13 protein-coding genes are annotated in these 13,861 nt (G+C 57.6%); 5 read left to right on the top strand and 8 right to left on the bottom strand.

Going from position 1 to position 13,861, the window contains the following annotated elements; all coding sequences use genetic code 11:
• Positions 1 to 122 precede the first annotated feature (122 nt).
• The 4 genes from RBH71_RS13735 (at position 123) to pncB (ending at position 3,253) form a co-directional block, all read left to right on the top strand.
• Positions 123 to 467, top strand: coding sequence for a MarR family winged helix-turn-helix transcriptional regulator (locus RBH71_RS13735; RefSeq protein WP_003514544.1), 345 nt, complete (start codon positions 123 to 125; stop codon positions 465 to 467).
• A 17-nt stretch (positions 468 to 484) separates the two neighbouring features.
• Positions 485 to 1,336, top strand: a complete 852-nt coding sequence (locus RBH71_RS13740) for a C40 family peptidase (RefSeq protein WP_003514546.1) — start codon at positions 485 to 487, stop codon at positions 1,334 to 1,336.
• A 94-nt stretch (positions 1,337 to 1,430) separates the two neighbouring features.
• A complete protein-coding gene (locus tag RBH71_RS13745) occupies positions 1,431 to 1,790 on the top strand; it encodes a hypothetical protein (protein ID WP_035251992.1) in 360 nt (119 codons plus the stop codon).
• Between the two features lie 158 nt (positions 1,791 to 1,948).
• Positions 1,949 to 3,253: a nicotinate phosphoribosyltransferase gene (pncB, locus tag RBH71_RS13750; RefSeq protein WP_003514549.1), complete on the top strand. Its 1,305-nt coding sequence runs from the start codon at positions 1,949 to 1,951 to the stop codon at positions 3,251 to 3,253.
• Between the two features lie 64 nt (positions 3,254 to 3,317).
• Here the strand turns inward: pncB and RBH71_RS13755 are convergent, their stop codons facing one another.
• On the bottom strand, positions 3,318 to 4,712 hold the full coding sequence (locus tag RBH71_RS13755; protein ID WP_003514553.1) for a leucyl aminopeptidase: 1,395 nt from the start codon (positions 4,710 to 4,712) through the stop codon (positions 3,318 to 3,320).
• A 142-nt stretch (positions 4,713 to 4,854) separates the two neighbouring features.
• Here RBH71_RS13755 and RBH71_RS13760 point away from each other — a divergent pair, with 142 nt between their 5' ends.
• On the top strand, positions 4,855 to 5,679 hold the full coding sequence (locus tag RBH71_RS13760; protein ID WP_035251994.1) for a tetratricopeptide repeat protein: 825 nt from the start codon (positions 4,855 to 4,857) through the stop codon (positions 5,677 to 5,679).
• Positions 5,680 to 5,778: 99 nt separating this feature from the next.
• Here RBH71_RS13760 and RBH71_RS13765 read toward each other — a convergent pair whose 3' ends face one another.
• From RBH71_RS13765 to cpaB, 7 genes are all read right to left on the bottom strand, one after another.
• Positions 5,779 to 6,765, bottom strand: coding sequence for a type II secretion system F family protein (locus RBH71_RS13765; protein ID WP_003514557.1), 987 nt, complete (start codon positions 6,763 to 6,765; stop codon positions 5,779 to 5,781).
• Between the two features lie 10 nt (positions 6,766 to 6,775).
• The gene (locus tag RBH71_RS13770) at positions 6,776 to 7,780 is read right to left on the bottom strand and encodes a type II secretion system F family protein (protein ID WP_003514558.1); all 1,005 of its coding nucleotides are present in this window, start codon (positions 7,778 to 7,780) and stop codon (positions 6,776 to 6,778) included.
• Positions 7,781 to 7,898: 118 nt separating this feature from the next.
• Positions 7,899 to 9,371, bottom strand: a complete 1,473-nt coding sequence (locus RBH71_RS13775; RefSeq protein ID WP_003514561.1) for a CpaF family protein — start codon at positions 9,369 to 9,371, stop codon at positions 7,899 to 7,901.
• Between the two features lie 33 nt (positions 9,372 to 9,404).
• The gene (locus RBH71_RS13780; RefSeq protein ID WP_003514563.1) at positions 9,405 to 10,691 is read right to left on the bottom strand and encodes an AAA family ATPase; all 1,287 of its coding nucleotides are present in this window, start codon (positions 10,689 to 10,691) and stop codon (positions 9,405 to 9,407) included.
• A gap of 34 nt (positions 10,692 to 10,725) precedes the next feature.
• A complete protein-coding gene (locus RBH71_RS13785; RefSeq protein WP_003514564.1) occupies positions 10,726 to 11,418 on the bottom strand; it encodes a CpaD family pilus assembly protein in 693 nt (230 codons plus the stop codon).
• A 56-nt stretch (positions 11,419 to 11,474) separates the two neighbouring features.
• Positions 11,475 to 13,058, bottom strand: a complete 1,584-nt coding sequence (locus RBH71_RS13790) for a type II and III secretion system protein family protein (RefSeq protein WP_003514565.1) — start codon at positions 13,056 to 13,058, stop codon at positions 11,475 to 11,477.
• Positions 13,055 to 13,861 (bottom strand): Flp pilus assembly protein CpaB, encoded by an 807-nt coding sequence (cpaB, locus tag RBH71_RS13795; protein WP_003514566.1) that lies wholly within the window; start codon positions 13,859 to 13,861, stop codon positions 13,055 to 13,057. The genes RBH71_RS13790 and cpaB overlap by 4 nt, the downstream gene beginning before the upstream one ends.

A 13,861-nucleotide genomic window follows, 5' to 3' on the forward strand; every position in this document is an offset into this window, starting at 1 on the left:
GCCGCGCCGCGCGATCTTTTATGATCTGCGAAGGCGCGGCGGTTCTGTTTGTGCGGTATGCTTCTTGAGTTTTCCGCTCCGTTGAATGAAAACGGTGGGATAACGACTGGAAGGTTACCGGTTTGCCTGCAGAACTTTCGCCTACGGAGGCCTTGGGGCTTTGGCATCGCGTATCTGCTGCGCAGGTCACGGCCGATGCGCCGGATTTGACCTTGCGCCAGACTACAATCCTGCTGCAGATATACCTCGTGCCGCCGCCACATACAGTCCGGGGCCTCGCCGCCTTGCTGGGCGTGACCAAACCGGTCATCACCCGCGCACTCGACAGTCTGGGAGCGCTCGGGCTGGTTGACAGGGTGCGGGACGAACGGGACAAGCGCAATGTCGTGATAAAACGCACCGTGGCAGGTGCGCTCTATCTGGAAAAATTCGGCGATCTGATTATTGATCAGGCACGCAAGATCTAACCTCTGGATGTGAAACCATGATGCTCGACCGCCGCCTGAATGTCTTCCGCTCCGATCTGGCCGATGAGAAACTGCAAGGCGTGGTTCAGGCCGAGCGTTTCGTCAGCGGTTCGCCAGCCCAGATCGCGGTGCCGGTTATTGGCCTGCGGCCAACGCCTGACCTTGCCGCCGGCATCGATACGGAGCTGCTGTTTGGTGAAACCGTGCGCATTTTCGACCGGGCGAATGGCTGGGCCTGGGTGCAGGCGGATGCTGATGGTTATGCCGGTTACGTGCCGGAGACGGCAATCGGCGATGTCGTTGCCGTTACCCACCAGGTGGTTGCGCCACGCACCTTCCTCTATCCTTCCGCCGAATTGCGCAAACCGCCGGTCGCAGCCATTTCCATGGGCAGCATGGTCCGGATCGTTGGTGAGGCCGAGACACGCGGCACCCGCTATCTGCTGACCGAAAGAGGCGAGGGCATAATCGCCGCCCATTGCCGACCAGTCGATGCCGCTCTCGAAGAGGACTATGTTGCGGTGGCCTTGCGCTTTATCGAGACACCTTATCTCTGGGGCGGCCGCTCCGGCTTTGGCATCGATTGCTCGGGCCTCGTGCAATTGTCCATGGCGATGACGGGCCGACGGGTTCTGCGCGATACCGACATGCAGGTTAAATCGCTCGGCGTGGAAATAGAACGCGATGAATTGCGCCGCGGCGATCTGGTTTTCTGGAAGGGCCATGTCGGGCTAATGGAAAACGAAGAGACGCTGCTGCATGCCAATGGCCACACGATGAATGTTGCACGCGAAAATCTCAATGAGGCCATCGAGCGCATCGGCTGGCTTTACGAAAAGCCGACGGCTTTCCGGCGTCTGGAAGGCTGAGGCGGCGGCTTCACGAAATTGTGCCTGCCTCGCCCTTTGTGCGACCACAGCCGAAAGCCTACATCGGTTGAATGATGGTACGGGACCGGCATCGATGAACACAAAAATGGCAACACGATTGGCAGCGATCCTGGCAGCGGTGTTAATGAGCGCTTCCGCGCAGGCGCAGACCGTTTTTCAGAATGGTTTTGCTCCGGCTCCAGATGCCTATGCGAACCTGCCGGGTGTCAAAGACCCGCGAACGCTACAGCCCAAGGTGCGTTACAATTGCCATAGCGAACTTGGTGTAACTGGATATGCCCGCGGCCCATACCGGGATGTTTTCGGTAGTCGCGGTCTGCCGGTTCAAGGCTATCGCTGCACCGATGAGAACGGCATCTCCAGCTTCGGTGGCAGAAATCCCATCTCCAAGGACTGGTATCCCGGCATCAATCCTGTCGACCCGACCTTCTGAAGTAATATGACTTAAAGCGGCGTTTGCGCCGCCCGCACTCTGGACTTGTTGTTGCTTTTTCAGATAAATCTTTGACATGACAGGTTGATAATACCTGTCGAGGTGCGGGGTGACGTCGGCCCTGCCGATGTTCTGGGCCGATGCTGGGGAATGCAAGCATGACGAAGACCGATATAGCAACCCGTGTCCACAATCACACCTGGAAACTCGATCCGATCGTCCGCAGCCTGATCGATACGGATTTCTACAAGCTGCTGATGTTGCAGATGATCTGGAAACTCTATCCGGAAGTCGACGCGACGTTTTCGCTCATCAACCGCACGAAGACGGTGCGGTTGGCGGAAGAGATCGACGAGATGGAACTGCGCGAGCAGCTCGATCACGCGCGTACCCTGCGCCTCTCCAAGAAGGAGAACATCTGGCTTGCGGGTAACACCTTCTACGGCCGCTCGCAAATCTTCGAGCCGGAATTCCTCTCCTGGCTTTCGAGCTACCAGCTGCCGGAATACGAGCTTTTCAAGCGAGACGGGCAATATGAGCTGAATTTCCACGGCCGCTGGATGGATACGACACTCTGGGAAATCCCGGCGCTGGCGATCATCAATGAGCTACGCTCGCGCAGCGCAATGCGCTCGCTTGGTTATTTCACGCTGGATGTTCTCTACGCCCGCGCAAAGGCCAAGATGTGGGAAAAGGTCGAACGGTTGCGGGAACTGCCGGGCCTGCGTATTTCCGATTTCGGCACCCGCCGCCGCCACAGTTTTCTGTGGCAGCGCTGGTGCGTCGAGGCGCTGAAGGAAGGCATTGGCCCTGCCTTCACCGGCACGAGCAACGTCCTTCTCGCCATGGATTCCGACCTTGAGGCGGTCGGCACCAATGCGCATGAATTGCCGATGGTGGTTGCGGCGCTGGCGCAAACCAACGAGGAACTGGCCGCAGCACCCTATCAGGTTCTGAAGGACTGGAACCGGCTTTACGGCGGCAACCTGCTGATCGTGCTGCCCGATGCTTTTGGCACGGCGGCCTTTCTGCGCAATGCGCCGGAATGGGTGGCGGACTGGACGGGCTTTCGTCCCGACAGCGCGCCGCCGATCGAAGGCGGGGAAAAGATCATCGAGTGGTGGCAGAAGATGGGCCGTGACCCCCGCAAGAAGATGCTGATTTTCTCAGATGGGCTCGATGTCGATGCCATCGTCGATACATACAGGCATTTCGAAGGCCGGGTGCGCATGAGCTTCGGCTGGGGCACCAATCTGACCAATGATTTCGCCGGTTGCGCGCCGAAGACCATCGCCAGCTTGAAGCCGATTTCCATTGTCTGCAAGGTCAGCGACGCCAATGGTCGGCCAGCCGTGAAACTCTCCGATAATCCGCAAAAAGCGACAGGCGAACGATCCGAGGTGGAGCGTTATCTGAAGTTCTTTGGTGAGGAAGATCTCAAGGAACAGAAGGTTCTGGTTTGAGTAAGGCCGGGCGCTCCGCTTAACGAAGCGCCCGTGGGCCGGTCAGATCAACCGTGGTACCGATTTACTTCGCAAACTGGTGTGAGATGTAATGGAAGAGTGCTCTGATCCCTTGAGCCTCGCCGCCGATCGATGAATGGTGCCTTTCGCTCAAGGACCAGCCGTAAATATCGAAATGTGCCCATTTTTTCGTATTGGTGACGAAACGCTTCAGGAACAGGGCGGCGGTGATCGATCCTGCCATGCCGCCTGATGGCGCGTTGGTGATATCGGCCGCGCGTGAGCGGATATCCTTGTCGTACCCCATGTAGAGCGGCATGCGCCAAAGGGGATCGTCGGTATCGATGCTCGCTTCCGCGATATCGTGGGCCAGATCGTCGTCATTGGTATAGAAGGGCGGCAGATCCGGGCCGAGAGCAACGCGGGCGGCACCCGTGAGCGTTGCCATGTCAATCATCAGGTCCGGCGCATCCTCGTCTGCATAGGCCAGCGCATCGGCCAGAACGAGACGGCCTTCCGCATCCGTATTGTCGATCTGTACCGTCAGGCCCTTGCGGCTCCTGTAGATATCACCGGGACGGAAGGCGTTGGCGGAAATGGAGTTTTCGACGGCGGGCACGAGGACGCGAAGATTGACCGGCAGTTTCGCGTCCATGATCATCAGCGCAAGACCGAGAACATTGGCCGCACCACCCATGTCCTTCTTCATCAGCGCCATGGAGGCGGCTGGCTTGATATCGAGACCACCAGTATCGAAGCAGACACCCTTGCCAACGAGGGTCAGGCAGGGATTTCCCTTCTTGCCCCAGTTCATTTCCAGAAGGCGCGGTGCGCTTTCGCTGGCGCGGCCGACGGCATGGATGAGCGGGAAGTTTTCCTTCAGCAGATCGTCGCCGGTAATGACGGCCACCTTTGCCTTGTAGTGTGCGGCAAGGCTGCGGAAGGCGATCTCAAGCTCGTCCGGTCCCATATCGTTGGCCGGAACATTGATGAGATCGCGGGCGAGGAAGACGCCGGCCAGAACGCGCTTGATCTCGCCATCTTCGGCATCCTGCGGAATGAGAAGCTTTGCCCCGCTGGTTTTGGTTGTCTTGTATTTGTCGAAGCGGTAGCTGCCGAGGCCGAAACCGAGAGCCAGCCGATTGGCCGTCAATGGCGCGGTTTCAATATGCCACTCGCCTTCGGGAAGCTCGCGGGCCAGTTTTCCGGTTATGAACGGGATTTCGGAGGGATTGCCCCCAAGGCCGAGAAGAACGCCACCTAGCGAACCATCGGAAGAGGGAACAAGCAATACGGCGCCTGCTTCGGCCTTGAAACCCGCTTTCTTCGCCCAGTCCAGAGCAACAGGATCGATGGCACCCTGTTCGATATGGGCTGGCGTCACGGCGAAAACCGGCAGGGTGCTGCCAGCCTTGGAGCTGAAAGGTGTCGGGCGTTCGATGAACTGATAGGGCGCCATGGTCTGCTTTCGTAACTGTCGAGAATCGGTGCGATTAACGCTCTGTTAGGGTTAACAGATTATTGCTTAAGCGAAAGTTGCGTCATGTGAGTCTGTCGTATGTCGGGCGCAAGATCGATAATTCTTGGGCGGGGGCACTGCCATGACTGCTTTTTCTTTGAGCGAGACAGGTCGGACAGGCTTACTGCGGGGAGCATGTCTCGCAGCGCTGGTTTTCGCCGTTTCCGGATGCGCGAGCACCAACAAGCCGGATCGCATGTCCACCGGCTCCATTCCTGCGGCCACACGCTCCTATGACCACATGAACATGGACCAGCTCCGGCAGGCGGAAGAGACGGCCGGCAAGGCCTATGAACGCAGCCCCAAGGACAGGTCAGTCGGCATGAATTATGCTAACGTGCTGATGATGACCGGCAAGAACACGCAGGCGCTCGCGGTCATGCAGCAGATCGCCATCGCCAATCCGTCCGACCGCGAGGTGCTTGCCGCCTATGGCAAGGCGCAGGCAGCATCAGGCCAGCTCGAACAGGCCCTTTCAACCATTCAGAGAGCACAGACGCCTGATCGTCCAGACTGGCGGCTGTATTCTGCCGAAGGTGCCGTGCTCGACCAGCTTGGCAGGTCGAACGAGGCCCGCACCAAATACAGGCAGGCACTCGATCTCAAACCGAACGATCCAAGCGTGCTCTCGAACCTTGGCATGTCCTATGTCCTGTCGAGCGATCCCCGTACCGCCGAGACATATCTGCAATCGGCCATCACCCAGCCGGGCGCCGACAGCCGCGTTCGCCAGAACCTCGCGCTCGTGGTGGGTCTTCAGGGACGGTTTGCCGAGGCTGAGCGCATCGCGGTTCAGGAACTTTCGCCACAGCAGGCGCAGGCAAATCTCGGTTATCTGCGTGCAATGCTGTCGCAGCAGAATTCCTGGCAGCAACTGGCGAAGAAGGACAACAAGCCAGCAGGCTGATGCGGGTTCAGGCGCGTCCATCAATGCCACATCGCAGATAATATTCACAGCTCCGCCTCATCACGCGCTACCGCCTATAGGGCGGGCGCGTTTAGCGTGTCAGAACGTATCGGCGACGCGAATGCCGGCTGGTCCGAGAACGACTGCGATGAGCACCGGCAGGAAAAATATGATCATCGGCACGGTCAGCTTTGGCGGCAGGGCGGCGGCCTTCTTTTCGGCTTCGTTCATCCGCTCGTCACGGCCTTCCTGGGCCAGAACGCGCAACGCCTGAGCCAATGGCGTGCCGTATCGTTCCGCCTGGATAAGCGCTTGCACCACGCTTTTTACGCCGTCCAGCTGCGTGCGCATGCCAAAATTCTCAAGTGCGATGCGCCGGTCCTGAAGGAAGGAAAGCTCCGCTGTCGTCAGCATCATTTCCTCCGCCAGTTCGGGCGACTGCTCACCCATTTCTTCCGCAACACGACGCATGGCGGCCTCCATGGACACACCGGATTCGATGCAGATCAGCATCAGATCAAGCGCATCCGGCCAAGCGCGCCTGATCGAGGCCTGCCGCTTGTTCATGGCGTTGGAAACATAGATATTGGGTGCGTAAAAACCCAGATAACCGAAAATGAGCACTGCCATCAGCCGGACGACGAAAGCCTTATCGGCGAGGTTTCCGAGAACGAAAACCCAGGTAAAGGCCAGGGCCAGAAAAACGAATGGCAGCACGAACCGGGCGGCAAGAAATGTGTTGAGCGCATTCTGTGAACGAAAACCCGCAGCGCGCAGCTTGTTCATCGTGTTCTTGTCGGCAAGCGCTTCCTGAAGGTTGAATTTTTCGACGATGCGGCGCGCCGATTTATTATTATTGCCACGCAGGGAGGCCTTGCCGTCCCTAGTGGCGGCGGCGAGGCGCTCACGCTCGCGGCTGCGAATGAGATCGCGCTCCGATGACACGGCTTTCATGCGCTTGGCGAAGTCTTTTCGCTCAAAGAGTGGCATGATGAGCGTATAGAGGGTTGCGAAAACCGCAAGGGTGACGAGAATGGCAATGATCGTTTGCGGGTCCGTCAGGCTGGAAAAGAGGCTTCCTGTCATGGTCGTGCCCTCATATGTCGAAATTGATCATTTGGCGCATGATGAAAATCCCGATCAGCATCCATAATGCCGACACCCCCAGAATGATGTGCCCACGCATGTCGGTGAAGAGCACCGACAGATAGTCGGGCGAGGTGAAATGCACCAGCAGCATGACGATGAAAGGCAGCGCGCCAATAATAACTGCCGAGGCCTTCGCCTCCATCGATAACGCGTTGACTTTGGCACGCATTTTCCTGCGTTCACGCAGAACTTTCGAAAGGTTGGAAAGAGCCTCCGAAAGATTGCCGCCCGCCTGCGCCTGAATGTTGATCACGGTGCTGAAGAAGCTCACTTCGAAAAGCGGCACGGTCAGCATCATGCGCTCGATCCCCTGCGGAATGCCGATGCCGACCTGTAGCGCGTCGATGACGCGCTGGAATTCCGTCTTGACTGGTTCTTGACCGTCTGAAGCAATCAGTCGCACGGCGTCGTTCAACGGTAATCCGGATTTGATCGACCGGCACATGACATCCAGCGCATTTGGAAATTCCTCGAGGAATTTTTTCTGCCGGCGCTTGAGTATAAATGCCAATACCCATCGCGGCAGTCCCAAGGCCACGACGGCTCCTATGAGCAGAGCGATAAGCATCGACAGGCCATAAAGAAGCGCAATGACGACGGAGAAAGCAGCCGCGCCTGCGCTCAGAAGGTGGAACTGCCGGACAGAAAGTTGCAGTCCCGCTTGAACCAGCTTTTCGCGCAGACCGACATTCTTTGCTTTCTTCGCCTTTTCGCTTTGTTTCTTTTCCATTTCCCGCAGGCTGTCCTGCATGGACTTGCGGCGTTTGCCAAGTTCCTGGACCCGGTCCCGCGCGGCCTTGATGTTTGCGTGATCCGTCTCGGCGGCCTTGACCCGCTTGACGCGACTAGTGGTCTTTTTCTCGACCTCGATCTGCTGGAAGAGGAAGGCATAAGCAAGCGCCCCTGCCGAAATAGCGACAAGTGCGGCCAGTAACAGGATTGTGGGGTCCATGGCAGTCGCCTTCCTTAGAGCATTTCCGGTAAAATTGCGTAGTGGTTTTCCGTCCGGAAAATACGTAGAAACAAAGAGTTAGAGCACGTCAGACGATTCCGTTTAAACAAGACTTGCTCTAGGATGTCTTTTCCATCTCGTCGAGCGCGGTGGCCAGGCGTTTTTCCTCGCCATAGTAGCGCGCGCGATCCCAGAAATGGGGTTTGCTGATGCCCGTGGATACGTGCTTGCCGATCAGCTTGCCATGCGCGTCTTCGCCGTCAATTTCGTATCGCATCAGATCCTGGGTCACGATGACGTCGCCTTCCATGCCGATCACTTCGGTGATCTGCGTTATCCGGCGTGAGCCGTCGCGAAGGCGCTGGGCCTGAATGACGATGTCGATAGAGCCCGAAATGATTTCACGTACCGTCTTTGCCGGCAGGGTAAACCCGCCCATGGCGATCATCGATTCGATACGGCTGAGGCATTCCCGCGGCGTATTGGCGTGGAGCGTTCCCATCGATCCGTCATGGCCGGTGTTCATCGCCTGAAGAAGGTCGAAAACCTCCGGTCCACGCACTTCGCCGACGATGATACGTTCAGGCCGCATACGAAGGCAGTTCTTGATCAGATCACGCATGGTGATCTCACCTTCACCTTCGATATTCGGCGGGCGCGTTTCCAGCCTCACCACATGCGGTTGCTGCAGTTGCAGTTCGGCGGTGTCCTCACAGGTAATGACGCGTTCATCCTTGTCGATGAAGCTCGTCAGGCAATTGAGAAGCGTGGTCTTGCCAGAGCCGGTACCACCAGAGATGACGACATTGCAGCGGACGCGGCCGATGATCTTGAGCAGGGTCGCGCCTTCAGGCGTGATCGCGCCGAAACGCACTAGCTGGTCTAGCGTGAGCTTGTCCTTCTTGAATTTTCGGATCGTAAGCGCCGGACCATCGATGGCGAGCGGTGGTGCGATGACGTTGACACGCGATCCATCGGGTAAGCGGGCGTCGCATATCGGGCTCGATTCGTCCACGCGTCGGCCGACCTGACTGACGATGCGCTGGCAGATGGAAAGCAATTGACCATTGTCACGGAACCGTATGTCGGATTCGATGGTCTTGCCGCCGACTTCGATGAAGGTCTGGCCGGAACCGTTGACCATGATATCGGCAATATCATCGCGTGCGAGAAGCGGCTCCAGCGGCCCATAACCAAGAACGTCGTTGCAAATGTCTTCGAGCAGCTCTTCCTGCTCGGCGATGGACATGGCGAAATTCTTGATCGTTATGATATCGTTGACGATATCACGGATTTCCTCGCGTGCGCTCTCCGCGTCGAGCTTGGCGAGCTGCGAAAGGTCGATCGTATCGATGAGCGCGGAAAAGACCTGGCCCTTGGTATTGTAATAATCTTCCGTGCGGGCACGCTTTTTCTGCGGCGATTGCATGGGAGATTGTGCCTGCCGCGTTGCAGGCGATTGGCCGGGCTCCAAAGTGTCGATCGCCAGAGATCGCGGCTCAGGCGTTGCCTTCACCTGCTGTATGGCAGGCGCGACAAAATCCGGCTTTATGGTTCTGGCTGGGCCTTCTGGCCCGCGTTTTCCGAACATCGGCGTTTCCGTCTAAAGGCCCAGAAAGGGAGCCTATTTGCGCTTGAGAATATTCTTGAGCTTGTCCAGACCGCCGCGCTTGTTTTTGCGCAGAATGGTACGGCCTGTAATGGTATGGGCAATTTGCGAGAACGTTTCCGCGATCTGGGATTTTTCGTCCATCTCGCTGATCATGCGACCGCTGTTGGCGGCATTTCCGAACAGCTGGGTGTCGAACGGAATGATGGCGACCGGCTCGATTTCCAGTGGGTCGAGAAAATCCGCAGGGGCGATCTCCGGGCGTTTCGGCATGCCGACCTGATTGAGAACGAGATGCGGTAACTTGTCGTTGGGTCTCAGTTTTATCAGCGCGTCGAACAGGTTCTTCGTATTGCGCAGGTTTGCGAGATCCGGAACCGCCGTAATGACCACCTCGTCGGCTTCCGCAAGCACCGCCCGCGTCCAGTCACACCATTGATGGGGAAGGTCGAGAACCGCGACGGGCGCACTGCGCTGCAGGACCTCAAGAATCGGCAGAAACGCCTGACGATCGAAATCATAGGTCCTGTCGAGAAGAGAGGGTGCGGCCAAAAGTGAGAGGTGGTCGGAACATTTCGTCAGCAGACGGTCGAGGAACACCTCGTCCAGCCGTTCCGGCGAAAACACCGCTTCCGCCATGCCCTGAGCGGGATCCTGATCGAAATCGATGTTGGCCGTGCCATAGGCAAGATCCATATCCGCCAGAATGGTTTCGGTGGAGAAGAGGGTAGAGATGCCGAAGGCGCAATTATGCGCGATCGTCGACGAGCCCACCCCGCCTTTGGCACCGATGAAGGCTATGTTGCGACCGAGCGGCTCCGCTTCCGGGTCAACGAAGATCGTCGCGATCGAGGCCAATAGATCGGCCATGTTGATCGGTGCGACGAGATATTCGGAAATGCCGTTGCGGATGAGATCGCGATAAAGCGTTATGTCGTTGTGCCGGCCAACGATGATGACACGGGTGGTGGGGTCGCAAACCTCTGCCAGAGGAGCGAGATCATCCAGCAGAGAAGACGGTGAGCTTGCTGTTTCGAGAACGATGAGGTTGGGCGTTGGTGAGGCGGAAAACATCGTCGCCGCCGCGTTGATGTCGCCCTTGGTTACCCGCAGGGTGACCTTGCTCATCCGCCTGTCACTGGATAAGGCATCCATCACGCGCTGCATGTTTTCGCTGACGCAGAAGGCATGGACGGATATGCGGGGCAAGGGCCGCAGGCGATCCATATCCGAGGCACGCGGCGCCGGCTGTTCGGCTTCCGCGTCGCCGCTTGACTTGATATCGTATTCTACAGCGCTCATCGTCTTTCCTGCCCTGACAATTGTTGGAACCGCGTCAATTTGGCGTCGCCGTGTTTTTGCCGCTGCGATAGGCGTCAATCACCACTGCTCGGCGCTCCGCGTCGATCGGACTCATGCCACGCGGGCCAACCAGATCCATGGGATTGGCAACCTGTGCCGCGAGATTGCTCTGGGAGGCACATCCGAAATTGTACCAGTTCTTGTTGGCAAAGGTATTGTCGGAAAGGTCTTCGGGCCATTGGCCGCATTGCCCGGTCATGGCGGTAACGGCCACATAACTCAGTCGAATGGGGGCGGCGTCGCCATTCGGGGATGCAGCGTAACGTGTTTCCATGATCTTGCCAGAGGGCACACCAGCGCCGGAAAGCGCGGAGCGGATTTGTCTCGCCATTTTTGAAGCCGCTGCCGAGTTGGCTGATCCCGATGGCATCTGGATATTGACGATTCCCGTCGACATCGAGGCGTAATTCTGGGCGAAACCACGGACATTATCCGCCATTGCCGTGGTCAGCCGGCTATCGCCTGCTGAAACCGGAATATCCAGCGAATGCTCGGCTTCCGAGAGGGTGATCGGATGGCGCGTGCGGTAGTCGTCAGGAATGGCGTTGGTCGTCATCGGGTCGCGTGCGCAACCCTGCAACAGGCCGGCGGCAAGCGCTACCATGGCGACGAGACCTGCCCGTCTGCCCGGCAGGCTTGAGGAAAAGGAAGAAGGGTTTTCCTGCATGACGTTTCCTGCCCGGACCGGGCTTGCTCTGAGGACGAGATTTCGTGCGTGTGTCGTCATTTGTAGATGAACCCCACTGATCCCTGATAGGGAGCCGCCTGGACCTGATCCTTCCGGCCATAGACCTTGTTGACACGGTTCATGAAATACATCGCGGCATCGTTTTCCGGGTTGAAGTTGTCATCCGGCCGGGCAATCTGATTGCGCGCAACAGGACGTACCAGATAGGGCGTTGCTATGATGACAAGCTCCGTCTCGTTGCGGATGAAATCCTTGCTGCGGAAAAGCGTGCCGAAGATCGGGACTTTGGAAATGCCGGGAAGTCCTGACATGGCCTGACGAATATTGTCCTGGACCAGACCTGCGATCACAATCGAGCCGCCGGACGGAAGTTCGACTGTTGTCGATGTCTCGCGTTTGCGGATCGACATGTAGGTAGAACCTGGGATGGTGCGGCCCGCATTTCCGGTTACAACGTTGCCTTCATATGTCGGCTCGGAAACATTGGTCTCGATTTTAAGGCTGATCCGTCCCGGTGAAAGCACGACGGGCCTGAAGTTCAACGTGATGCCGTAGTCGACCGTGTCGGTGGTACGCGTTATGGTTGGCTGGCCCGTATCCTTGTCGATGGTAACTTCTTGCTCTGCAGGCAGACGGAAATCGCCCCCCACGTAGAACTTGGCCTGTTCGCCGGAGATGGCGGTAAGACTTGGTTCGGCCAGAGTGCGCACGACACCCGCCTGTTCCATGGCGTTGAGATAGGAAGCAAAGTTGAGCGAGCCGGAGCCAATCGCGCCACTGGCTATTCGCGACGCACCGCTAATTGCATTTCCGAGATTGGACGGATTTGAAAATTCGAAACCGTTATTGCTTGTCGAGCTGCTGATGGAACCATTGAAGCCAAGCTGTTTCAGCACCTGCCGGCTAACTTCAGCAACGGTGACTTTCAGCGTCACCTGATCTTCGCCCTCAATCGTCAGCATATTGACGATCTGCGATGTCTGGCGGTTTTCGGCAAATATCGCCGCGTCACCGCCATTGTTACCGCCCGTCAGCGATATGTTGCGGGTGGTGGCTTCGCCGCCTTTCAGAAATGCTTCGGCAAGCTGGACGGCGCGTGCAGAATCCTGCGGCGTGCGCACTGATCCAGTGAGAACGATGTTGTCCGAAACGATCTCTACCTTGATGTCCGATTCGGGAATGAAACGGCGGATATTGGCCTCAAGCCCAGAGATATCGCGCTCGACCTCAAGATCAAGACTGACGATTTCGCGCCCGCCATCTCCGAAAATGAAGATATTGGTCTGGCCCACCGTTTTTCCGAACAGATAGATGCGCTTGGACGTACGGGTTACGGCATCGGCAAGGCTCGGATCGGCGACGAGAATATCATGGGCATCCTCCGGCAGATCGATGACCAGTGCCTTGTTGAGACCGAGCTTCAGGCGCTTGCGAATGCCACTACCGCTTTCGGTGATCCGCACGATGCTCGCGCTTTGAGCCTCGGCTTCGCTGATACGCAAAAACGCGGGAGAGTGCTGACCCGGAAAACCTGAAAAAGCCAAGCAAAATGCAAGGCTGCCCGCCATTGAGGAACGCAGGTGTTGTTTAATGCGCTTTGCCATGGAACTCCCGGTCATTGCGATGCTCCTTGTCCGGCTTTGACGATCGAACCGGATTTGATCACCTGAATCTCCGGCTGCCCGGAGCCGCCGTTGAGAAGGTAACCTGCTGAAAGCGTGTCGTTTTCCTGCGCATCGGCGACTGAGCGCAAAGCCAGCGTAAGGCGATCCGCCATCTGTTGCGCCACGGTGATGATTTTGGCCTGTTCGGGTGTGAGTTCGAGCGTTGCGGTTGCACCCACGACGGCTGAGGTGCCGTCCTCGCCTTCCTTGATCTGCTGGTCGATCGCCAGAACACGGACATTGTTCAAAACATTTTCAGTTAAAAAATGACCTGAATCGCCCTTGCGGACCATGATGACATCGACTCGGTCATTCGGCAGCACGAAACCGCCAGCACCTGTCGAGACGGAAATTTCCGTGGCGACGGCGCGTTTGCCGGCCGGCAAAAGCGAGGACATGATGCGGGTGCTGGAATCGACCACTTTTTCAGGCCGTACCGGCTCGCCCTGAAACAAAGGCAGCCGCACGACAGCGCCGGATAGTTCGGTTATGGCGTTCGGGTTTTTCGCTTCCGTTATGAAGCTGTCGATGACGTTACCAGTGGGCCAGGGCGTCCAGTGTACCGAACTATCGTTCAGGCGGCTGCCAACGGGTAGGTTGACCGAGGAAACGAGAACGTTAACCGTCGGTTCCTTCTCTATGATCGTTTCCGCTTTTTCGATGACCTGCTTCGCGCCGGAAATCTGCATGGCAACGATGCCGGCAAGACCGGCGGCGACTAGGGCAACGGACAGAATGACGATACGCGACGGTTTCAT

The sequence above is a fragment of the Rhizobium sp. AN68 genome, assembly GCF_030758035.1.
Lineage (GTDB): Bacteria > Pseudomonadota > Alphaproteobacteria > Rhizobiales > Rhizobiaceae > Agrobacterium > Agrobacterium tumefaciens.

Bases quoted from the DNA above. Each gene is read 5' to 3' on its own strand.
- RBH71_RS13760 (WP_035251994.1), top strand. From the start codon at position 4,855: ATGACTGCTTTTTCTTTGAGCGAGACAGGTCGGACAGGCTTACTGCGG.
- RBH71_RS13775 (WP_003514561.1), bottom strand. From the start codon at position 9,371: ATGTTCGGAAAACGCGGGCCAGAAGGCCCAGCCAGAACCATAAAGCCG.
- RBH71_RS13740 (WP_003514546.1), top strand. From the start codon at position 485: ATGATGCTCGACCGCCGCCTGAATGTCTTCCGCTCCGATCTGGCCGAT.
- RBH71_RS13755 (WP_003514553.1), bottom strand. From the start codon at position 4,712: ATGGCGCCCTATCAGTTCATCGAACGCCCGACACCTTTCAGCTCCAAG.
- RBH71_RS13765 (WP_003514557.1), bottom strand. From the start codon at position 6,765: ATGACAGGAAGCCTCTTTTCCAGCCTGACGGACCCGCAAACGATCATT.
- RBH71_RS13745 (WP_035251992.1), top strand. From the start codon at position 1,431: ATGAACACAAAAATGGCAACACGATTGGCAGCGATCCTGGCAGCGGTG.
- RBH71_RS13785 (WP_003514564.1), bottom strand. From the start codon at position 11,418: ATGCAGGAAAACCCTTCTTCCTTTTCCTCAAGCCTGCCGGGCAGACGG.
- pncB (WP_003514549.1), top strand. From the start codon at position 1,949: ATGACGAAGACCGATATAGCAACCCGTGTCCACAATCACACCTGGAAA.
- RBH71_RS13780 (WP_003514563.1), bottom strand. From the start codon at position 10,691: ATGAGCGCTGTAGAATACGATATCAAGTCAAGCGGCGACGCGGAAGCC.
- RBH71_RS13790 (WP_003514565.1), bottom strand. From the start codon at position 13,058: ATGACCGGGAGTTCCATGGCAAAGCGCATTAAACAACACCTGCGTTCC.
- cpaB (WP_003514566.1), bottom strand. From the start codon at position 13,861: ATGAAACCGTCGCGTATCGTCATTCTGTCCGTTGCCCTAGTCGCCGCC.
- RBH71_RS13770 (WP_003514558.1), bottom strand. From the start codon at position 7,780: ATGGACCCCACAATCCTGTTACTGGCCGCACTTGTCGCTATTTCGGCA.